Consider the following 18,466-nt stretch of genomic DNA (forward strand, 5'->3'; position numbering starts at 1 on the left):
GGCGGGGACGCCGAAGCTGCCAATCTCCCCCAAGTGGGGGAGATGTCCGGCAGGACAGAGGGGGTCGTCTCGCGTGGATCGGCCCTGTCGCCTTCGGCGACATCTCCCCCCTCAGTGGGGGAGATTGGAAGCGCCTTATTCCGCCGGCGTCGTCTCCAGCGCGGCTTTGCGCCCAAAGCGCTGCACCACGAAACGGCCCATCTTCTGGCCGGGAACTTCGATCAGCATGTAGGTGATCCAGGACAGCAGGCAGACCACCGGCAAGACGACGACAACAACGACCGCAAAGCGCAGCGGCGCCGACAAATCGTGGCCGAACTGGGTGATGACCAGGGCCGCGACCGGCTGGAGAACCAGCAGATGGATCAAATAGATGCTGAAGGAAAGCTCACCCATCAAATGAAAGAACCTGTTGGCGAGCGTCATGGCGATGTTTCTGGCCACGATGCCCGCCATCCCCGGCAGCATCCGGTAGAGAACCAGGGCAAAGAAACCCAGTACGAGCGCCTCCCGCATCAAAAGCTTGCCCAGCCCATAGCCGCCGCCAAAGGGCAGCGCTGCCAGCAGCATGGCCAATGCCAGATGCACGAAGGGCCGCTTTTGCCTTTGGTGGACGACGCCCGCCAGCAGCATCCCGCACAAAAAAATCTGCATCTTCAGCGGCAGGAACGACGGCATCGGAAAATGCACCGACAATTGCCCCATCAAGAACACGATCGCGCTGGCGGTCGCGGCGACCACGATGGCCGCCCATATCCAGTCAAGCCTGCGAACCAGCAGCATGATGGCCGGGAACAGTGCGTAGAACTGCATCTCCAGCCCGAGGCTCCAGTCCGGCAGCGGTGTGCGATAGGCGAAATTCGGCACCAGGCCGAACAGGAACAGCAGATGGGCGCCGATATTCTTCAGGCCGCTGTCGAGATAGCGCTCGGGCGCCTGCGGCGACCTCAGCAGGAACTCGTCGATGACCATTCTCGACCCGTAGAGATAGGGGCCAAGCGCCAACGCAACGAAAAGCATGACGTAGAACAGCGGCGCGATTCTGAAATAGCGGCGGGTCCAGAATTTCAGCCAGGTTTCCGGTCTTTGCCAGGGCTCCTTGTCCTGGCGCAGTTGGTAGTGGAACACCATCAGGAAGCCGGACAGCATGATGAAGAGATCGACGCCAAGATCCGGCTCGCCGATGATGGGAACATGCCAGCCGGTCAAAAGCAGGCAGTGCCCGATCAGCACCCAGATCGCGGCAAGCGCCCGAAGCCCGTCCAGGCACTCGATGCGCGATGACCGGGCTTCTGTCATGCCGGACTCCTCGATGGCCATGTTGCAATGCAGCATGGCGGCTAAGGGAGGAATGTCAACCGTGCCGAAAGAACACGAATTGCTCTCGGTTGTTACCGGAAACGCCGAAGCTGCCGATCTCCCCCTCGTGGGGGAGATGGCCGGCAGGCCAGAGGGGGGCGCTGTCCCGCCGACTTGCCGATCAAACGCAACAACGAGGCTCGGTTCGCTGCCGGCAGGGCACAATCAAAGGCTGGCGTTCCTTCGCGCCCCCTCTGCCCTGCCGGGCATCTCCTCCACGGGGAGATTGGCGGCGTCACCCGCTTCGCTTCTTCAACAACCGCGCGTGCCGGCGCCAATACCACCAGGCCAGCACCCGGTTGCGGAACACTCTTCTCATCGCACCCATGTCAAACCCCCAGCAGCACGCGGCGCTGGCCGGTCAGATCGCGGGGCGACAAATCGGTCTTCACGGTTCCTGCAGTGCCATCATTGGCCGCAAGCTGGGCGCGCAAGGCTGCCTCGCGCGCCTGCACGTCCTTGTCGGCAATGGTCGGTGTCTTTGGCAACGGCTTCAGCGCCGGCGGTTTTTGAAAAAGGCACATGGTTTTCTCCGAAGTGAGAGATTCTTGTCCAGTCGTAGAGCAGAAAATCCTCGCCGTTCCGGCCGTAACCGGGCAGGCGGCAGCGTTGCGTCGCGCCCAGCCGGGCAAGCCAGCGCAGCGCCAATTCGTTGGTGGCCAGCGCCCGCGCCTCGACCCGCCAGGCGCCGCGGGCGGCGACTTCGGGTCCGAGCACGGCGTGAAAGAATTCCGTGATCCCAGGCACGCAGCGCGTCATGCGGCGCGTGCCCCAGCTCCAGGCGATCCATAAGCCGCCGCGCTGTTCGGCGGCGCCGAAGCCGGCCTCCGGATTGCCGTTTAGCTCGGCGACGTAGGCAAAACCCTGCAGCGCCGTCAGCGCCAGCAGCGCCGGCGACCAGTCGTCGAACTGGCAGTCGATCTCGGCCCGGTCCTCGGGCCGGAGGTTGGCAGCGATGTAGGAGAGATCGCGCAAGGTGGCGGGAATGATGCGGAGGGTCATGCTCGGCGAACCTTACCGTCCACTGCGGCGCTAGAAGGCGGCGGTCGACCTTGCATGCGGTCCAGCATTTCAATCAGCCCGGACTCGACCGAGCCGGCGAACTGGGTGCCAAGCCTCTATTTGTAAGCCACCGCTGCACTGGCAGGTCCGGCCAGCGGAATAATCTCGCAGCGGCTAAACCCCGCTTCTTTGCACCACTCGGTGAACTGGGCGCCGGTGAAGTCGAACGCCTCGCCAAATTCGATCAGCATGTTCAGCGACATCATGAGCCCGAAACCGTTCTGCCTGCGCTCATCGTCGATGATGTTCTCAATGGCGACCAGCGCGCCGCCGGCCGGCAACGCACGGTAGGCCTTGGCGATCAGCATCTTCTTGTTCTCTAGGTTCCAGTCGTGAAGAATCATTCCCATCGTTATGATATCCGCGGTGGGAAATTCGTCCGCGAAGAAGTCGATCGTCTCGGCGACGACCCGGCCGCCGAGATTGCGCTCCCTTAGGCGCCGTTCGGCGATCGGCTGCACATCGGCGAGATCGCACGTCCGGCATTGCATGTGCGGATGCCGCGCCGCGACGATGGCCGAAAGCTGCCCGGTTGCACCGCCAATATCGGCCAGCATCTTGTATTTGGAAAAGTCGAATTTCTCGGCGAACGCCATGAAATTGCCCATCGAAATGCCGCTCATCGCGTCCATGAACTGCTCCAGGCGCGCCGGGTCCGCATAGAGCTCGCCGAACATCGACTTGCCTGTCTCCTTGATCTCGTTCTGAGGCTTTCCGGTTTGCAATGCCAATGTGAGATCGCCCCAGAACCGATACAGGCGTGCGTTCGCCATCTCAAGGATTCCACCGATGTATTGGGGGCTCCGCTTGACCAGGAACAGCGCGGTCGATGGCGTATTGCCGTATTTGCCGGTTTCACCGGCGCCGTCCCTCTGCAGCAATCCGAGCGCGACGAGGGTGTCGAGAAAATCATACGTTGCGCGCGGATGCAGCCCCATCGCGCCTTGCAGTTCGAGGCCCGTTTTGGGCCCGTCCGCAAGCAGCGAGAAGAGTCCCAGTTCCACGGCGCTCAACAATGTCTTGGCTGGCCAGAACCCAAAGCCAATTTGCAGTATGTGGTCTGGAGAAATTCCGTTTTGCATCTGATCCTCCCCTATCGGCGAACGCCCCCGTGAGGCCACGCCGATGCGTCCCTTGAGCGGGATCATTCGATGCTACACCACGTCCACGGACGTTCACTACAGTTTTCCAATCGGAGCCGGAGCGCATTGCCTCCCTCCCCGATTTTCCTCACCGAAACGCCCCCAGCGGATCGGCCTGCCCGGCCTTGCGCCGCGCGGCCTTGAACACCGCCGGGTCGACCTGCGCCTCCCTCAGCATCATCACGCCGTAGCGGGTGGCCGCCATCAGATCGTCGCGCAATTTCACCACCTGGCCATCCCTGCGGTGATAGAGCCGGAACTCCTCGAACCAGGGCAAAAGCGTCGAAAACACCTTGAAGCGGCCGCTCTGCATGCGGTCCAGCATCTCCATCAGCCCAGCCTCGACAGAGACGGAACCCTCGGCGAACTGCGCATGGCTGGCGAGCATGTTGAGCCCATGTGCTGAATACTGCCTGGCAAGTGCGGTGCCCGCCCCTTCCAGCGTCTCGCGACGACCGTCGCGCGGCCAGGCAAAGGGCAGCCATTCGCCCCACGGCTTCAGCGTCAGCGCCTGCATGGCGGGAGTCTGCTGCGAGGCGCGGCAGGCCTTCGTGACATAGACGACGTCGGCCTCGGTATCCCAGGCAAGCTCGACCGCGGCCGAGGGATGGTCCCAGCCGAAATCGAGCGCGCCGAGCCGCGGCCAATAGCGCGGCAGCCGGAACGGCTCGCAGGCGATCAGCTCCTCGGCCACCGGAAAGATGCGGCCGGAGCCGAGCACCGGAATGCCCTTGGCCCGCGCCTCGCGCTCATGCGCCGGATAGGCGGCAATGATCTCGGCCCGCTGCTCCGGCGTATAGTGCTCGGCTTCGTCGATGGTCATGAAGGTGACGTGACGGGTCATGCTCGATGCCTCGATGAGGCGCCAACCTGGAACAACGCCGAACACTAGCAGTGTTCACCGCAAGCCCCCGAAGGGCTGCTCAGGTGGCACGGGACACAGGAGAGAGCCGGCTAGTGGCCCTGAAGTATCTTAATCAACTTACTTTTATCGGCAGTTTGCGATACTCCATTTTTGTAATCCGCGTACGTCATGCGCCCGCTCACCACCGCATCGGTCCAGCGTTTGCAGTACACTTCTGGCAATGCTTCAACGCTCGTGTTTATTATCCTTGCCCATTGTTTGCGGTAACCTAGTGGCTTTGCTCCTAGTCCTACCGCACACTGAGTCATAAAAATCTCTTTTGAAGGCGGGACTTCCTTGTATTCCAGTGTTGATTGTATTGAACTGGCCTTCAGTCGCTACGCATCCTGAAAGCATTACTGAGCCGATCACGACTAGCGACCTATAGTGATTTCCCACTGCCCACCCCTCCGTTGCGGCTATCATCCTCCGTCCAAGTGACTACAATTTTGCTGCAAAGAGAAGCGCTTCCACATTTATTCCGTGCCACACAGTCACCTGGGATAATGATTGCGCCGGGCTGGCTTATTCAGCCGATTGCTTCCCCTTTACCTTGAACTCGACTCGTTCGGGGGTCAGGAACAACAGCACCACGTCCGACATGCCGAGCAGCGGCGTGAAGGTGACGATGGTGATGCCGCCGGTGGCGTTGGTGCGGGTCAGCCCTTCGGAATAGATGTCGAGCGGCGGCTCCTCGTCGAACCAGACGCCATGCAGCGTTTCGCCCTGCCATTTTTCGCGACCCTTCTCATAGCTCTTGAACGACAGCACCGATTCGTCGGCCTGGACATCGCCGCCGCCGCCCCAGCGCACCACGACGCTGTCGAGCGCGCCCGGCGCCCGCCCCGCCATCGTGCTGACGAGGGCGTCGGCCGGGATCATCCCGGTACCCCAGGCCGCCTGCTGCTGCGGCGGGCCGATCAGGATGCGCTGCGGGTTATCGCGCGTGCTTTCGCCGGTGACGCCGGCCGCCCAAAACCGCACGGCGGTTTCGAAAACCTTGCCTTGCCACCAATCTGGATAGCGGCCGGTGAGGTGCATCGCCCATTCGGCGCCGCCGGCCCTGGTCTTGCCGAGCTGGTTGCCGGCCATGAACAGGCGCTCGCGATTGGTCGCGCCGGCGGCGTGGAACTCGGCCTGTCGGGGATAGGGCCGATAGGCGGCAAGCTGGTTAGTGCGGCGCCTCCGGTCCAGCTCCGCCAGCAGGCCGAGATATTCCGTCCTTGCCGCCCGGCTTTGTGAGGCCCGGCCTTTCGAGGCCCGGCTCTGTGAGAAACGGCCGGAGGACGGCTTCGAGGCCGCGGATGCGCTGCCTGATTTCGTCATCGCTCAATGCATCCAGATTGTTGATGTTGACACTAAGATCCTTGGGCAGCACCGACAGCACGAGCTTCAGATACTGGTCGGGCTTTTCGGCGCGCACCTCGGCGATGACGCCGGCGCCGTGGGCGCGAAAATCGGTGCGGATCGCTTCGAGAAACCCATCGGCCAGCGTCTTCTTCGCCCGCCTGGTCTGCTTGCCGGGTGCTTGATCGTGCGGCTGCGGATCGCCGGTGGAAGGAGCCTTGGCCATGCCCCTACCCCGCCGTCGCGGCGGATATTGCCGGCTTCGCTGCCTTGTTGCCTGGCCGCACGACGCGCTTGCGCGGCTTCGCCTTCTTGCCGGCGCGTGCCGATTTCGGCTTCCGCGGCTGGCTTGCCGGTTTCGCATCAGTGGTCGTGCCGGGCTTCACCGCACTGGCGTCGGGCAAGGCATTCAGCCTTGCCCTGAGAATTTCCACCGCCTTGCCGTCGAACCCGACTGCTCCCAAGGGAAAGCCGAAGCCGCCGACCGCATCGCCGGGGCCGCCGCGGACCATGCCGATCCGCACGCCGGCGGCAACCTGCTCGAAGCGGCCATGACGGGCATAGGGTGCGGCGCCGGCGAACTCGCCAATGGCGCTGACGACCTCGCGGCCGTCATCGTCGGTGATGATGGTGGCATAACGGCTGGACATGGGGCGTTCTCTGAAGTGGGCGCGCGCAGGCGCGTTGCTAAAACTATGGGTAGTGAGACTTGCAGTCCCGACGATCGCCAGAGCCGCGTTCCTTCGCGCCCCCTCTGTCCCGCCGACTTCACAGCCGGCAGCACTCGCAACGTTTGGTCGAAAAGAAGCCTGAAAATAAAAAACCCGCCTCGGCGGGCGGGTCGTTGGAGCCAATTAGCACCATACCCAAATTAGTAGCATAGCTGCCGGCACAAAGCAAGAACAAAATGCGGCATGACCGGCAGAAAAATACGAATTCCCTTCAGCGCCTCGCCCTGTCCGCCTCCGAGGTGATGTTCCAAGAAGACCGCTAGGCTGCGTTCCTTCGCGCCCCTCTCTGTCCCGCCGACGTCAGACCGGCAGCACACGCAACGTCTGGTCGAAAAGAAGCCAGAAACAAAAAAACCGCCTCGGCGGGGCGGGTCGTTGGAGCCAATTAGCACCATACCCGAATTACTAGCATAGCTGCCGGCACAAAGCAAGAACAAAATGCGGCACGACCGGCAGAAAAATACGAATTCCCTCCACCGCCTCGGCTTACCCGCCACCCACTTCGTAGGGCGAGGAAACGCAGCTTCGGCGATTGGCGGTCCCTCGCCACCATTTTCCCTGGCATCTCACCGGCCGGGGAGCAGCCGCAGTCTGGATCAGAACAGGCGCTCGCGCGTTTTGGCCCTAGCAAATGGGAGCGAAAACCATGAACGTCGCCAATCTGCAACTTGAAGGCCTCCTGATGGCCGTCGCATCGATCAACCAGGTCCTGGTCCGCAAGGGCGTGGTCTCGGTTGAGGACATCGACATCGCTTTGCGCAAGGCCGAAGCCAGCGAGATCAACGAGGAACGCTCCGAGGGCATGTCGGCGTCGAGCCGCGACGCTGTCAACTTCCCCATCCGGTTGCTGGAACTGGCCAATCAGTGTCAGCCGGAAACGGACATGCCGTCATTCTCGAAGCTGGCTCGCATGGTCGGCCAGATAAAGGAAACCTACGACGACCGGATGTGAGGCAGCGATCGAGGATGATCGCCGGGCAGCAAGCTTGGCATCAGGCGCTGCCAAGCTTCAGCGCCAGCACGCGACCCGGCCCATGCACGGCGGCAAACAGCAGCCCGGCCAGGAAGGTGAAGTGATCGACGAAGAAGCCGAACTCGGCCTGGTTGCCGGCCCAGTGCGACGGCCCGTGGAAGGCAAAGCCGAGGAACAACACATAGGCGGCGGCGACGAGTGCTGCCCATGAGAAGAAGGCGCCGGTCAGGAAGCAGAGAACGAGGACGACCTCAAGCAGGGCCGCGCACCAGGCCAGGAACAGCGGAAACGGAAATCCGGCCGCCGCGATATAGCCGGCGGTGGCGCCCATATCGATGAATTTGAAGATCACGGCCATCAGGAACACGGCGGCGAAGATCAGGCGGCCGATGAGGATTGCCGCGGTCTGCCACGGCGACTGAACGGATGATTGAGCGGTTTCCAAGGTCATGATGTCCTCCCAGAGTTGCGATGGTTGTGCCCCAAGGACGCACCACCAGCCGCAAGCCCGACATCATCCCCCGAAAAACCTGAGAGATACAAGCGCCGGCACCAAAGTGGCGCCTTCCCTTCTCCCACAAGCGGAGAAGGAAGGTTGTGCTACCCCACCTTTGCTCCCGGCTGGCTGATCGGCTCCCGAACCGTTCCATACTGGCTGCCCCAGCGATCGGTCATCGCCCAGCGTATGTCCCAGAGCTCCGGGAAGAAGCGGTGGCGGGCGCCGGCCTCCAGCAATTCGACCGGCCTGCCCTTCAGCGATTTCGCGCCGAGGCCGATGGTGCGGTGGATGAGGTAAAGGTGGTTGGCGCGGAATTTCTGGAACAACTCGTCGAACTCGATCAGCGCTTCGGCGACGACATAGCTGTCGCCGTGATCGTAGCCGGTATCGTAGACGTCCTCGACCGAAAGGCCGCGGCCGTCGAGATACGACGCCTTGAAGGCCCGCCACAGATCGGGCGGCAGACGCAACAGCTGTTTGAAGCCCGGCGATTCCTGGCCGCTGCCATTGCCGAGCTGCAGCCGGATCTGCTGGTACTCCTTGGGCGACATGGATTCGAGCAGGTCGAGCTGCGCCGTCATCAGCCGCATCAGGCGGTGTACGCGCCCCATCAGCGTAACGACGCGATGCGTGTCCTGCCTTTCCAGGAAATCGACGACGTCGACCAGCGTATAGGCGATAAGCTTCATCCACAGCTCCTCGACCTGATGCACGATCTGGAACTGCAGCTCGTCGGCATTGACCATCTCGGCCAGCGGCTTCTGGCAGGCGAGCAGCCTGTCGCATTTGAGGTAGACACCATAGTCGCGCATCTCAGGCGTTTCGATGCGGGCATAATAGTCCTGCTTGTCCATGGCCATGCTCCTTGCCGCGGCCGTTGGGCCGCAGGCGCTTGTTGGATCCCAGTCCGAGTCTAATCGCTTTCTTGCCGAACATTGTCCCTTTCTGTTATTCGATTGGCGGGAAACGAAGGACGAAAACTGACTCTGGAGCAGATTGGAAGAACGAATGATGCTGGATGCGGTCGACCGGAAGATCGTCGCGGCGCTCGAACGCGATGCCCGCATCTCCTTTGCCGTGCTTGCCGACGAGGTCGGCCTGAGCAAGACGCCGTGCTGGAAGCGGGTCAAGGCGCTGGAGGACGCCGGCGTCATCCGCGGCTACTCGACCCGGATCGACCCGGCTAAACTCGGCTTCGGCATCGAGGCCTTCATTCAGGTGTCGATCGATTTCGAGCTTTCAGACGCCTTCGAAGCCGCGGTGCAAAAGCATCCGCTGATCCGCCGCTGCCACGCCACCACCGGCGAGGCCGACTATCTTCTGCAGATCGTCACCGTCGACATGATGGCGCTGGACAGGATGCTGCGCGAGGAGCTCAGCCGGCTGCCCGGCGTGCGGCGCACGATCACCTCGATGGCGATGCGCGAGATCAAGGGCGGCATCTCGTTCGCCAATGCCGTCGGGCATACGCGGAAGACGGGCTAGACGCCAGTTCGGCCCCTTCGCCGGCCTCAGTTCGATGCTGCGGCCGGGGTGCTGAGTTCGAGGAACGGCACGGTCGAGCCCGGGATCATCGACTTCGGCAACTCCCCGTCCCATTTCTCCGCCTTCGTCAGTTCGACCAGCAGCGGATTGTTGGCGAGTGACGCGGCGCGGGCCTTGATGGCTTCTGCCGTCGCCTCGCCTTCGATCCTGGTCTTGTAGGCGCTGGCCTCGGCTTCGGCCTTGACGCTGTCGGCGCGGCCTTTGGCCTGGGTGACGGCGATGTCGGCCTTGATCTTTTCCTGCTGCAGGTTCTGTTCCTGCTTCTGCACCTCGACCTGCGCCGTCATCCTGGCTTCGACCGCCTGCTCGTAGGCGTCGGAGAAGTCGATGTTCTCGACCTGCACGCTGTCGATCATCACCGGACCGTCGGTTACCGCCGAGATGGCGTCGGCGACATCCTTGTTGAACTTCGCCCGGTTCTGGATCACCGACACCGCGTCGTACTGGCCGAACACCGTCTTGATCTCCTGCGGTGCCTTCCTGGCGATGATGCGGTCGGCCAATGCCTCGATCGACCCATAATTGGTGTAGACGTTGCTGACTTCGGCCGCCGGTACGTGGAAGTTGACGGTGACGCGCATATCGGCTGGCTGCTGGTCGCGCGAATAGGCCTGCATGGCCGGCAGGCCGCTGCAATCGTTCTGGTTCTCGCAGCCCCATTTGAGCACCTGCTGGCGCAGGCTGATCTTCTCGACGCGCTGCAACCACGGCAGCTTGAAATGCAGTCCGGGATCGACGACCGAACTCAGCGCCCCGTTGGTCAAGAGCACGCCGCGGTCGCCCTGGTCGATCGTGTACCAGGATCCCATGAGCGCAAACACGCCCAGCGCCACGATGACGAGTGCGATCAGGCCGGAACCGATCGGGCGCGATGCCACCACCGGCCTGCCCTGCGGACGGTTCGAATTGCCTTGCATGTCGGTCATTGCCCCTACCCCTAACTTGATTGCCCGTGCTGCTTTGCCCACAATAATGGCGGCATTGCAATCCTCCGGACATACAAGGGTCTTTGGCCTGTCGGACCGGCGGGGTGGTTCAGGCCGGCTGGCGGATTTCCCCTCCAGCCGCAGCGCCGGGCTGGTACGCGTTGCCAGGCGCGTCCTTCTGCCGTTCGGCATCGCTTTTGCGCTTCGGGCAATCCTCGTAATTGTGGTCGCGCCCACCGCAGTAGGAGCAGCATTTTGCCGGCGCGTCGGGGCGAAGCATCGTTGGCATGCGCAAGAATGCACGAAAACCCAACAGATTGCGAAGGCTTCGGCACCGGCAAGGTCGATTTCGCCACGGAACCGCTGCCGCCGCCTGAAAGTTATCAGCTCATTGCAACCGGAGCACAGGACATGGCCGACGACCAGAACCGCTACGAGACCGGAGCGAGGAAATATCCGGCAAAGACGAGCCCCGACGCGGCCGACGAATTCTCGCAGGATGCGGCCGGCAACAAGCCGCCTCCCGGCGGCATGGGATTGACTAGGCCGGCTGACGATTTCGACGACAAGACCCGGCATTCGGAGGGTCAGAACCCGCCGCGCGCAGCGATCCGGCCAGACGGCAAGACCACCGCCAAGAAGCCCGGCAAGGACGCAAGACGATGAACGTCGCCAATCTCCAGCTCGAAGGACTGATGATGGCGATCGCGGCTGTCAACAACGCGCTGGTCCATAAGGGCCTGTTATCGGTCGACGAGGTCGACATGGCGTTGCGCCGGGCCGAGGCGGTGATGACCGGCGACGAGCGCCTTTATGAAGACATGTCGCCATCCAACCGCGACGCCGTCTGCTTCCCTCTCAGGCTGCTGCAGGCGGCCAACAATGCCCAGGGCGAAACCGGCGTGCCGTCCTTTGCCGAACTGGCCAGGATGGTCGGCCGGACCAAGGAGCCCTATAACGACCAGATGTGATGGAGGACGCCATGGCCGACGACAAATCCAAGACCAAGCAGGATCGCAAACTGGTCTCCGGCGAAGAGCCTTACGAGGTCGCTGCCTTTGCCCGGAAATACGGCATACCGCAAAGCGAGGCCGCGACCATCATCAAGCGTTACGGACCATCGCGGAGGAAGCTCGACGCGCATATGGCGAGCCGCAACGCCTGATCCGCCTTTGCGCGGCCGGCGCCGTTCACGCCAGAAGCCCTGCCCTGCCGCCTTGTCGAGAGATCCGCACCCGTCGGCCTGGCCGAAGTCGCCGGCCCGCTGCCTGTCGGGCTCGCCGCTGCGGGATTCAACGCCCGATTTCGATAGCCGCGGAATACCACCGCAGCGCAACAACTCATTTACCTCGACACTGTACCAGTCCGATGAGCAAAGCCGGGGGGTCGGATGCAGGAACAACTATTGCGCTACGAATGTGTCATGGAGCCGAACGGCCGATGGATGGTGTGGGACATCGTTCACGATCTGCCGGCGCAATTTTCGCAAATCGCGCTGATCGGCCTGAGCCGTCGTGAAGCGGTTTCGCTCTGCCGGCTGCTCAACGAGACAAGCCATTCCGAGACGCGGCAGAGCCGGGCCTCATAAGAAGCATTTGCATCTCAGGGCTGCCTTACTCGGGGGAGTTTACATGCGGTCCCTAACATTCGGTCTGGTCTTGCTGCTGCCGGCCGCCGCCCTGGCGGAGCCGATCGAGACCCAGAAGATCATCACGGCGGCGACCGGCGACTGGAACGGCGACGGCGCCATCGATCTGGCGATGATCGTCGAGACCGAGCCCGGCCATCCCATGGACCTGTATTTTTTCCTCAAGGACCGCGACGGCAATTTTCTAAAACCTGCCGAGGTCGTGCATGAACAGATTTACGGTGAATGGAAGGATTACGACCGGCCAGGCCCCGCCGCATCCGACACCGAGCCCGAACTCACCGCGCTCCCCAACGGTTCGATCAAGCTCTATATTCCGGCGATGGAGATCGGCAGCGAGCGGACCAACAAGACGCTGACAATCGCCTGGCGCAACGGCGCCTTCGTCGTCGCCGGTTTTGCCTACGAGTATTGGACTACATGAACGACAATGTTGCCGGCGACTGCGACTACAATGTGCTGACCGGCAAGGGCAAAAGCAGCAAGAAGCTAGCGGACGGCACCACCAGGCATGCGACCGTGTCGGTCGAAGGCAAGGTCATCCCGTTCGCGGCGTGGACCCCAGGCACTGGCTTCAGCGCTTGCGGAGAGTGACAAGTTTCGGCTGCCTCACTGCAGCGGCGGCTTCCACAGCAGGCTGTTGCGGTCGGCCGATTTGACGCGCAGCCAGGTTTCGCGACCGTCGCGCAGCACCCGGAGCGGGATCTCGGCGCCCGCCGGGCCGCTCTTCCACAGCTTGCGATAAAAATCGGCGAGCCCGTCGACCGCCGCGTCGCGGACATCCGAGATGACGTCGCCTTGGCGCAGGCCCGCCTGGGCGGCCGGGCCGCCCTCGGCGACGCTCATCACCACGACCTTGCCGTCGCTCTCGGCCGAGAAGGCGCCGAGCCACGGCCGCGGCGGCCTGGCGACCTGACCGCGCGTCAGGAGATCGTCGAGGATAGGCGGCAGAAGATCGATCGGCACCACCATGTTGATGTCGGCGACTTCGCCGTTGCGGCTCATCTGCAGGCGCAGCGAACCGATGCCGAGCAGCCTGCCATCGGCGCCGATGAGGCCGGCGCCGCCCCATGAGGGGTGGGCCGGCGCCGTGAAGATCGCTTCGTCGAGCAGATATTCCCAATAACCTGCGAATTCCTGCTTGGTGACGATCTGCGCCCGCACCGAGCGGCCGACGCCGTCGGCGAGCACGACGGGATCGCCGATCTTCGCCCTGGACGCATCACCGAGGGCAATGGCGGGCAGCCCGAGCGGTGCCAGCGCCTGGACCAGGCCGAAGCCCGATTCCTGATCGTAGGCAAGCGCATGGGCGGGCACCACGCGCCCGTCCTGGTCGGCCAGCCAGACCTCCTCGGCCTCGGTGATGAGATAGCCGATGGTGAGCACCAGCCCATCGCCGCGGATGACCACACCGCTGCCCTCGCGGCGGGTGCCCAGCGCCTCTGCCGTGAAGGCGTCGTCGGGAACGGTGGCGCGGACCGCCACGATGGACCGCAAAAGGGGTTCGATATTCATGCTTTCGTTCCTGGCAACGTTCGCAGGCTGATATGGCTATAGGTATGGCGCAGGTGACCAGGCGCAAGAGGCGGCGCCGGCTTTGGTGTGGGAGGCCGGGTCGGCGCCGCGCCGTTCACGCCGGGGTTTTGCAACAGCGCCGGCCGCCCTATCTGTACCTACGGCTATCCAATGCTGCCCTATGCAAAGTTCCTCCTCCATCACCCAAGTTGATAATCCCAAGATCCTCCCCAACCCTACCAAACCCCAATCCTCCCAACCCCCAATTCTTCCAATCCAAGGGCCTCCCAAAATGAACGACTACACAACGGACCAATACACGCCGCCAAAAGTCTGGACCTGGAACAAGGCAAATGGCGGCGCTTTCGCCAGCATCAACCGGCCGATCGCCGGTCCGACGCATGACAAGGAACTGCCGGTCGGCAAGCATCCGCTGCAGCTTTATTCGCTGGCGACGCCGAACGGCGTTAAGGTGACGATCATGCTGGAGGAGCTTCTGGCGCTCGGCCACAGCGGCGCCGAATACGACGCCTGGCCGATCAGGATCAATGACGGCGACCAGTTCGGCAGCGGCTTCGTCGAGGTCAATCCCAACTCCAAGATCCCGGCCATGATGGACCGCAGCGGACCAAAGCCGATCCGCATCTTCGAATCCGGTTCAATCCTGCTCTATCTCGCCGAAAAATTCGGCGAATTCCTGCCGACAGAGCAACCGGCTCGCGCCGAAACCCTGTCATGGCTGTTCTGGCAGATGGGCTCGGCGCCCTATCTCGGCGGCGGCTTCGGCCATTTCTACGCCTATGCGCCGACGAAGATCGAATACGCCATCGACCGCTTCGCCATGGAGACCAAGCGGCAGATGGACGTGCTCGACCGGCGCCTGGCCGAAAGCGAGTATCTCGGCGGCAGCGACTACACGATTGCCGACATCGCGGTGTGGCCTTGGTATGGCGGGCTAGCCAAGGGCCGCATGTACGATGATTCCGGCGAGTTCTTGCAGGTGGAGGAGTACGAGAACGTGCAGCGCTGGGCTGACGCGATCGACGCACGGCCGGCGGTCAAGCGCGGGCGCATGGTCAACCGCACCTTCGGCGAGCCTTCGATGCAGCTGCACGAGCGCCATGACGCCAGCGATTTCGAGACGAAGACCCAAGACAAGCTCGAGGCGGCCAAAAGCTAAGCGGATGCCGCGCCGATCTCCTCCCTTGAGGGGGAGATCGGCAGCTTCGGCCGACCGCTCAGGCCGACCGCTGCCATCCACAGCCGGTCGATATCGGCCAGGAACGTCTCGTCGAGCTTGTCGAGGTGCTTCCAGTACCTGCCGTCCTCGAAGAAATAGCCGAGTTCCTTCTCGATCCTGTCGGCTTCTTCCGCTTGATCGAGCCGCAGGCCGGCAAGCATCTCCGCCTTCATTTCCGATATTCGCGAGGGAGAAAGCGCGCCGAGCTCGTCGAGCATCAGCCGCGGGAAGATCAGCCGGCTGCGCGGCCGGTCGGATAGGTTGACGCACACGCAGTCGCGCCGGAGCGCATGGATGAGCAGGCGGGCCGACTTCGCCTCGAGGTTGCGCAGCGTCACGTCGTTGCGCAGCGGGTCGGCCCGGCCGATGCCGTAAAAATGCGTGTTGCCGGGCTGGTCGTAGATCATGTCGCAGCCAAGGAATGCCAGCACGTCGGGCTTCTGGCTGTGGATCGTCCAGCAGGCCGCCGTCATCGACATGGTACCGCCGGCGTAGACGAAGCCGCCAAAGCTGTTTTGCGCCGGCACGTAATGCGAGGCGCTGAAGATCTGCGCCTGCTGCAGGGGATCGCCTTGCGGCATCCGCTCCGCCGGGAAATCGCCGGCATGGACGAGGAAGTCCCAGTCGGGGCGCACGCGCCAGGCATTGTTGATGGCGACGATCTTGCCGAAGGCCTGCTTGGGCCAGGCCTCGCAGCGCACCACATCGGGCGCGCTGCCGATCAGCAAGATCACGTTTGGCGTTCCGTCGATGACCATAATCCCTCTTCGACCGGCCGACGTGCATCTCGATGCCGCCCGGTTGAACGGCTTTATAGCCTCAACGCCCCATCGAAACACCGGCCGGATTTACAGGCTGACATCAGCAAAAGGACCTTTGCCAGCCGGTTGTAAAATGCCGCCTCAGGCACGGTCGTACAAGCAGCAGGCAGGTTTTCCCGCTGGCCCAAAACCGGCGATATGAGTTGGGCGATATATATTAGTTGGCTAAACTAGCGGAACGTCCAATGCACATTCCCAGAACCGAACATGTCCTGTCTAGACCATGATATCTATATGGGAGTTATTACCTAAGCTGAACGCGACCTCGACGCTTCGGCGGCACAGCCCTCATGCGTCGCGGATTTGCCTCGGCGTCTTTCGCCCCGGATCTGTAGATCAACCGGACGACGAACAGGAAATATCCAACCTGCATAACGATCAAGGTCAAGATCGTCCAGGCCAGCGCCTTCCAGATTGAACCCGTTGCAAAGTAAGTCGAGATCGCCACGATGGACGACGTGGTGGTCAGCCCCACCAGGAACTGTGGAAAGTTCATGACTTTTCTACGCCGCCCCGGACCTTGCAGCAGCCGGGACGAACTCCCCTAACCCATTACCCCGAACCAACGTTTTCACCATTTCAGCGCTTGCGCAAGCACCAAATGGAGCAGCGGTTAATGCATGCTTCCGTCACGTGACCCAGGGCGGGCGGGCTTGCCGGCGGCTGCGCAGGTCCTCCTACTCCCCAACCACCTCTCTATATCCCCTCACAACCCCATCAAGCCCACGGATCCGCCACGTCTCCCCCTCCCGCGCCTCGAGATAGGATGGGCCGAGCGGCACTTTCCCTCCGCCGTCCGGCAGGTCCAGCACATAGACGGGGTTGCAGATGCCCGACAGGCGCGCGCGCAAGGCTCCGGCCAGTGCCCGGCCCTCGGCAATCGTAGTGCGCCGGTGCGCCATGCCGCGCGCGAGGTCGCCGTGATGCAGGTAATAGGGTTTCACACCGAGGCGATACATCAGCTCGCGGCACAGCTCTTCCAGCACCTCGACTGTGTCGTTCACACCTTTCAGCAGGACGCTCTGGTTCAGCAGCACGAAGCCGCCCTGCCTTAGAGTAAGGCAGGCCTGCTCGGTGGCGTCAGTGATCTCGCGCGGATGGTTGAAATGGGTGACGACTGTGACCATCAGCCGGCCCTGCAAGGCTTGAACCATCCCGGTGGTGACGCGCGACGGCAGCGCGACGGGCACGCGGGTGTGGATGCGCAACAGTCGCACATGCTGGATTGCCTCGACGCGGCCGTGGATTTCCGCCAGCGCTCTGTCCGGCAAGGACAGTGGGTCGCCGCCGGTCAGGATCACCTCGCGAATTTCCGGATGGGCCGCGATATAGGCGAAGGCTTCATCGAGAGCCTCGCGCGTATAGCCGCGGCCGATCGACGTCAGCTGCTCCTTGCGAAAGCAGAACCGGCAATAGACCGCGCATTGATAGGTCGGAAACAAGAGAACCCGGTCGGCATGTCGATGTGTCAATCTCGGCACCGGACTGAAGACGTGGTCGGCGATCGGATCGTCGAGCTCGCCTTCCTGCTCCGCCAGCTCATCAGGCGACGGGATGACCTGAAGCCGGATAGGATCGGCGGGGTCGCTCCAGTCGATCAGGTCGAGATAGGCTTTAGGGATGCGAACCTTGTGGCGCGTGGCCGCAGCTTCCGCCGCGGCGCGCTCGGCTGGCGACAGCGGCAGGGAATCCAGATCGCGCACATGCCGCACACCCTCGCGAACATCGTCCTGCCATGCGGCATCCGCCTCGTGGGTGCGCTCGTCATCGGCCGCCATGCCGGCCGCATCGACAGCCATGCTGGCGTCTGGGATGTCGAGATGTGAGGTCATCGAGGGCTCCATGAATTCGGGGCTGGATACAGCATTGGAGCCAGGACTTGAAGGCAGTAAACGGTGTTGGGCCGGTCAGCGCGCGGCCACGAAGCGGCCGCCTGAAACATCTACAGATCAGAGCAACCGCTGGAAATCGCTAACCCAAAACATTAGCTTGCGCTTACATTAGCTTGGGCGTATATACCTAAATGGCCGGTGATCTACCCCCCAACCGGTTAGGCTCGGCGCCAGTCCCGCCCTCACCCCTCAGGCCAACGACGCCGGGCCGCTCGGCCGCCGCAGTTGAGGCGACCAACCAGTCCTCTTCGATGTCGATCGTGCCCCCTTCTCGACCCGGTGAACATATCTGCGCTGCCCGCGTCCCTCAGGTATTGGCCTTCCCCTCGGCCGCCGCGGTCGCTAATCTCCGATCGCGAAGCTGGAAAAGCGGGAATGGCGAACGACTTGTCGCCAAGGCTCTTGGCGATCGTCGATGCCCTGCCTTTGCGGCAGGGCATGCGGGTGCTGGAGATCGGCTGCGGACCGGGTGCCGCGGCGCGCGAGATCGCGCGACGGATCGGCGGCGGGCACGTGCTGGCAATCGACCGCTCGGCCAAGGCCATCGCGCAGGCCCGGGCCGCCTCGCAAGCCGAGATTGCGGCAGGCCGGCTGAGCCTTCGCCAAATCGCCATCGAGGATTTCGAATTGGAGGCGGACGAGAAGCGCTTCGACATAGCCGTTGCGGTGCGCGTCGGCGCGCTGGACGGGCGTCATCCCGAAGCGGGAAAAATCGCCCTGCGACGGCTCGGCGGCGTGTTGGCCGCGCAAGGCCGGCTGTTCATCGATGGCGGCGATCCGCTGCGCGAGATTGCGATACACGGCTGAGCACCTCGTGCTTTCGCTTCCGGAATCGAGCGCTTAGGTGACAGCGGCAGAGCCG

Annotated in this window: 25 protein-coding genes; 10 read left to right on the forward strand and 15 right to left on the reverse strand. The window is 62.9% G+C overall.

What is annotated here, in order from left to right; translation table 11 throughout:
- Nucleotides 1–135: 135 nt before the first annotated feature.
- From NKI85_RS18905 to NKI85_RS18935, 7 genes are all read right to left on the reverse strand, one after another.
- On the reverse strand, nt 136–1,299 hold the full coding sequence (locus NKI85_RS18905) for an acyltransferase family protein (RefSeq protein WP_352524111.1): 1,164 nt from the start codon (nt 1,297–1,299) through the stop codon (nt 136–138).
- 468 nt (nt 1,300–1,767) lie between these two features.
- On the reverse strand, nt 1,768–2,361 hold the full coding sequence (locus tag NKI85_RS18910; protein ID WP_352524110.1) for a hypothetical protein: 594 nt from the start codon (nt 2,359–2,361) through the stop codon (nt 1,768–1,770).
- Nucleotides 2,362–2,477: 116 nt separating this feature from the next.
- The gene (locus tag NKI85_RS18915) at nt 2,478–3,569 is read right to left on the reverse strand and encodes a methyltransferase (protein ID WP_352524109.1); all 1,092 of its coding nucleotides are present in this window, start codon (nt 3,567–3,569) and stop codon (nt 2,478–2,480) included.
- Between the two features lie 82 nt (nt 3,570–3,651).
- Entirely contained in the window at nt 3,652–4,407 is a 756-nt protein-coding gene (locus tag NKI85_RS18920; RefSeq protein ID WP_502900679.1) for a phage terminase large subunit family protein, read from the reverse strand.
- Between the two features lie 585 nt (nt 4,408–4,992).
- Complete coding sequence (locus tag NKI85_RS18925; protein WP_502896019.1) at nt 4,993–5,673, reverse strand: terminase large subunit domain-containing protein; 681 nt, start codon at nt 5,671–5,673, stop codon at nt 4,993–4,995.
- Nucleotides 5,639–6,040 (reverse strand): hypothetical protein, encoded by a 402-nt coding sequence (locus NKI85_RS18930; protein WP_352524107.1) that lies wholly within the window; start codon nt 6,038–6,040, stop codon nt 5,639–5,641. The genes NKI85_RS18925 and NKI85_RS18930 overlap by 35 nt, the downstream gene beginning before the upstream one ends.
- A 4-nt stretch (nt 6,041–6,044) precedes the next feature.
- Nucleotides 6,045–6,464 carry a hypothetical protein gene (locus tag NKI85_RS18935; protein ID WP_352524106.1) on the reverse strand — a complete coding sequence of 140 codons (420 nt, stop codon included), beginning with the start codon at nt 6,462–6,464 and terminating at the stop codon, nt 6,045–6,047.
- A 727-nt stretch (nt 6,465–7,191) separates the two neighbouring features.
- Here NKI85_RS18935 and NKI85_RS18940 point away from each other — a divergent pair.
- Entirely contained in the window at nt 7,192–7,497 is a 306-nt protein-coding gene (locus NKI85_RS18940; protein ID WP_352524105.1) for a hypothetical protein, read from the forward strand.
- A gap of 40 nt (nt 7,498–7,537) precedes the next feature.
- Here NKI85_RS18940 and NKI85_RS18945 read toward each other — a convergent pair whose 3' ends face one another.
- Nucleotides 7,538–7,969, reverse strand: a complete 432-nt coding sequence (locus NKI85_RS18945) for a DoxX family protein (protein WP_352524104.1) — start codon at nt 7,967–7,969, stop codon at nt 7,538–7,540.
- A 149-nt stretch (nt 7,970–8,118) separates the two neighbouring features.
- Complete coding sequence (locus NKI85_RS18950) at nt 8,119–8,871, reverse strand: tryptophan 2,3-dioxygenase family protein (RefSeq protein ID WP_352524103.1); 753 nt, start codon at nt 8,869–8,871, stop codon at nt 8,119–8,121.
- Nucleotides 8,872–9,028: 157 nt separating this feature from the next.
- Between NKI85_RS18950 and NKI85_RS18955 the strand changes: the two genes are divergently transcribed.
- Complete coding sequence (locus tag NKI85_RS18955) at nt 9,029–9,502, forward strand: Lrp/AsnC family transcriptional regulator (RefSeq protein WP_352524210.1); 474 nt, start codon at nt 9,029–9,031, stop codon at nt 9,500–9,502.
- A gap of 26 nt (nt 9,503–9,528) precedes the next feature.
- On the opposite strand, the gene NKI85_RS18960 is transcribed toward NKI85_RS18955, so the two are convergent.
- Both NKI85_RS18960 and NKI85_RS18965 read right to left on the reverse strand, forming a co-directional pair.
- Nucleotides 9,529–10,488: a prohibitin family protein gene (locus NKI85_RS18960; protein ID WP_352524102.1), complete on the reverse strand. Its 960-nt coding sequence runs from the start codon at nt 10,486–10,488 to the stop codon at nt 9,529–9,531.
- Nucleotides 10,489–10,597: 109 nt separating this feature from the next.
- Entirely contained in the window at nt 10,598–10,777 is a 180-nt protein-coding gene (locus NKI85_RS18965; protein ID WP_352524101.1) for a hypothetical protein, read from the reverse strand.
- Between the two features lie 8 nt (nt 10,778–10,785).
- On the opposite strand from NKI85_RS18965, the gene NKI85_RS18970 reads away from it, so the two are divergent.
- From NKI85_RS18970 to NKI85_RS18995, 6 genes are all read left to right on the forward strand, one after another.
- Entirely contained in the window at nt 10,786–11,154 is a 369-nt protein-coding gene (locus NKI85_RS18970; RefSeq protein ID WP_352524100.1) for a hypothetical protein, read from the forward strand.
- Entirely contained in the window at nt 11,151–11,459 is a 309-nt protein-coding gene (locus NKI85_RS18975; RefSeq protein WP_352524099.1) for a hypothetical protein, read from the forward strand. The genes NKI85_RS18970 and NKI85_RS18975 overlap by 4 nt, the downstream gene beginning before the upstream one ends.
- Before the next feature lie 11 nt (nt 11,460–11,470).
- Nucleotides 11,471–11,653, forward strand: coding sequence for a DUF3606 domain-containing protein (locus NKI85_RS18980; RefSeq protein ID WP_023675702.1), 183 nt, complete (start codon nt 11,471–11,473; stop codon nt 11,651–11,653).
- A 225-nt stretch (nt 11,654–11,878) separates the two neighbouring features.
- The gene (locus tag NKI85_RS18985; protein WP_352524097.1) at nt 11,879–12,076 is read left to right on the forward strand and encodes a hypothetical protein; all 198 of its coding nucleotides are present in this window, start codon (nt 11,879–11,881) and stop codon (nt 12,074–12,076) included.
- Nucleotides 12,077–12,119: 43 nt separating this feature from the next.
- Nucleotides 12,120–12,560, forward strand: a complete 441-nt coding sequence (locus tag NKI85_RS18990) for a hypothetical protein (protein WP_352524095.1) — start codon at nt 12,120–12,122, stop codon at nt 12,558–12,560.
- Complete coding sequence (locus NKI85_RS18995) at nt 12,557–12,730, forward strand: hypothetical protein (protein WP_352524094.1); 174 nt, start codon at nt 12,557–12,559, stop codon at nt 12,728–12,730. Before NKI85_RS18990 ends, NKI85_RS18995 begins: the two co-directional genes overlap by 4 nt.
- A gap of 15 nt (nt 12,731–12,745) precedes the next feature.
- On the opposite strand, the gene NKI85_RS19000 is transcribed toward NKI85_RS18995, so the two are convergent.
- The gene (locus NKI85_RS19000; RefSeq protein ID WP_352777433.1) at nt 12,746–13,651 is read right to left on the reverse strand and encodes a S1C family serine protease; all 906 of its coding nucleotides are present in this window, start codon (nt 13,649–13,651) and stop codon (nt 12,746–12,748) included.
- 292 nt (nt 13,652–13,943) lie between these two features.
- On the opposite strand from NKI85_RS19000, the gene yghU reads away from it, so the two are divergent.
- Nucleotides 13,944–14,831 carry a glutathione-dependent disulfide-bond oxidoreductase gene (yghU, locus tag NKI85_RS19005; protein ID WP_352524091.1) on the forward strand — a complete coding sequence of 296 codons (888 nt, stop codon included), beginning with the start codon at nt 13,944–13,946 and terminating at the stop codon, nt 14,829–14,831.
- Here yghU and NKI85_RS19010 read toward each other — a convergent pair.
- The 3 genes from NKI85_RS19010 to NKI85_RS19020 form a co-directional block, all read right to left on the reverse strand.
- Nucleotides 14,828–15,649, reverse strand: a complete 822-nt coding sequence (locus NKI85_RS19010) for a hypothetical protein (RefSeq protein ID WP_352777435.1) — start codon at nt 15,647–15,649, stop codon at nt 14,828–14,830. The two genes, yghU and NKI85_RS19010, sit on opposite strands and share 4 nt — an antisense overlap.
- A gap of 307 nt (nt 15,650–15,956) precedes the next feature.
- Nucleotides 15,957–16,208 carry an exopolysaccharide production repressor protein gene (locus NKI85_RS19015; protein WP_352524088.1) on the reverse strand — a complete coding sequence of 84 codons (252 nt, stop codon included), beginning with the start codon at nt 16,206–16,208 and terminating at the stop codon, nt 15,957–15,959.
- A 181-nt stretch (nt 16,209–16,389) separates the two neighbouring features.
- Nucleotides 16,390–17,544: a KamA family radical SAM protein gene (locus tag NKI85_RS19020; RefSeq protein WP_352524087.1), complete on the reverse strand. Its 1,155-nt coding sequence runs from the start codon at nt 17,542–17,544 to the stop codon at nt 16,390–16,392.
- A gap of 435 nt (nt 17,545–17,979) precedes the next feature.
- On the opposite strand from NKI85_RS19020, the gene NKI85_RS19025 reads away from it, so the two are divergent.
- Nucleotides 17,980–18,411: an SAM-dependent methyltransferase gene (locus NKI85_RS19025; protein ID WP_352524086.1), complete on the forward strand. Its 432-nt coding sequence runs from the start codon at nt 17,980–17,982 to the stop codon at nt 18,409–18,411.
- Nucleotides 18,412–18,466 lie beyond the last annotated feature (55 nt).

It is taken from the genome of Mesorhizobium sp. M0571 (assembly GCF_040320985.1).
GTDB lineage: Bacteria > Pseudomonadota > Alphaproteobacteria > Rhizobiales > Rhizobiaceae > Mesorhizobium.

Bases quoted from the DNA above. Each gene is read 5' to 3' on its own strand.
- NKI85_RS18905 (WP_352524111.1), bottom strand. From the start codon at position 1,299: ATGACAGAAGCCCGGTCATCGCGCATCGAGTGCCTGGACGGGCTTCGG.
- NKI85_RS18910 (WP_352524110.1), bottom strand. From the start codon at position 2,361: ATGACCCTCCGCATCATTCCCGCCACCTTGCGCGATCTCTCCTACATC.
- NKI85_RS18915 (WP_352524109.1), bottom strand. From the start codon at position 3,569: ATGATCCCGCTCAAGGGACGCATCGGCGTGGCCTCACGGGGGCGTTCG.
- NKI85_RS18920 (WP_502900679.1), bottom strand. From the start codon at position 4,407: ATGACCCGTCACGTCACCTTCATGACCATCGACGAAGCCGAGCACTAT.
- NKI85_RS18930 (WP_352524107.1), bottom strand. From the start codon at position 6,040: ATGGCCAAGGCTCCTTCCACCGGCGATCCGCAGCCGCACGATCAAGCA.
- NKI85_RS18935 (WP_352524106.1), bottom strand. From the start codon at position 6,464: ATGTCCAGCCGTTATGCCACCATCATCACCGACGATGACGGCCGCGAG.
- NKI85_RS18940 (WP_352524105.1), top strand. From the start codon at position 7,192: ATGAACGTCGCCAATCTGCAACTTGAAGGCCTCCTGATGGCCGTCGCA.
- NKI85_RS18945 (WP_352524104.1), bottom strand. From the start codon at position 7,969: ATGACCTTGGAAACCGCTCAATCATCCGTTCAGTCGCCGTGGCAGACC.
- NKI85_RS18950 (WP_352524103.1), bottom strand. From the start codon at position 8,871: ATGGACAAGCAGGACTATTATGCCCGCATCGAAACGCCTGAGATGCGC.
- NKI85_RS18955 (WP_352524210.1), top strand. From the start codon at position 9,029: ATGCTGGATGCGGTCGACCGGAAGATCGTCGCGGCGCTCGAACGCGAT.
- NKI85_RS18960 (WP_352524102.1), bottom strand. From the start codon at position 10,488: ATGACCGACATGCAAGGCAATTCGAACCGTCCGCAGGGCAGGCCGGTG.
- NKI85_RS18965 (WP_352524101.1), bottom strand. From the start codon at position 10,777: ATGCCAACGATGCTTCGCCCCGACGCGCCGGCAAAATGCTGCTCCTAC.
- NKI85_RS18970 (WP_352524100.1), top strand. From the start codon at position 10,786: ATGCACGAAAACCCAACAGATTGCGAAGGCTTCGGCACCGGCAAGGTC.
- NKI85_RS18975 (WP_352524099.1), top strand. From the start codon at position 11,151: ATGAACGTCGCCAATCTCCAGCTCGAAGGACTGATGATGGCGATCGCG.
- NKI85_RS18980 (WP_023675702.1), top strand. From the start codon at position 11,471: ATGGCCGACGACAAATCCAAGACCAAGCAGGATCGCAAACTGGTCTCC.
- NKI85_RS18985 (WP_352524097.1), top strand. From the start codon at position 11,879: ATGCAGGAACAACTATTGCGCTACGAATGTGTCATGGAGCCGAACGGC.
- NKI85_RS18990 (WP_352524095.1), top strand. From the start codon at position 12,120: ATGCGGTCCCTAACATTCGGTCTGGTCTTGCTGCTGCCGGCCGCCGCC.
- NKI85_RS18995 (WP_352524094.1), top strand. From the start codon at position 12,557: ATGAACGACAATGTTGCCGGCGACTGCGACTACAATGTGCTGACCGGC.
- NKI85_RS19000 (WP_352777433.1), bottom strand. From the start codon at position 13,651: ATGAATATCGAACCCCTTTTGCGGTCCATCGTGGCGGTCCGCGCCACC.
- yghU (WP_352524091.1), top strand. From the start codon at position 13,944: ATGAACGACTACACAACGGACCAATACACGCCGCCAAAAGTCTGGACC.
- NKI85_RS19010 (WP_352777435.1), bottom strand. From the start codon at position 15,649: ATGGTCATCGACGGAACGCCAAACGTGATCTTGCTGATCGGCAGCGCG.
- NKI85_RS19015 (WP_352524088.1), bottom strand. From the start codon at position 16,208: ATGAACTTTCCACAGTTCCTGGTGGGGCTGACCACCACGTCGTCCATC.
- NKI85_RS19020 (WP_352524087.1), bottom strand. From the start codon at position 17,544: ATGACCTCACATCTCGACATCCCAGACGCCAGCATGGCTGTCGATGCG.
- NKI85_RS19025 (WP_352524086.1), top strand. From the start codon at position 17,980: ATGGCGAACGACTTGTCGCCAAGGCTCTTGGCGATCGTCGATGCCCTG.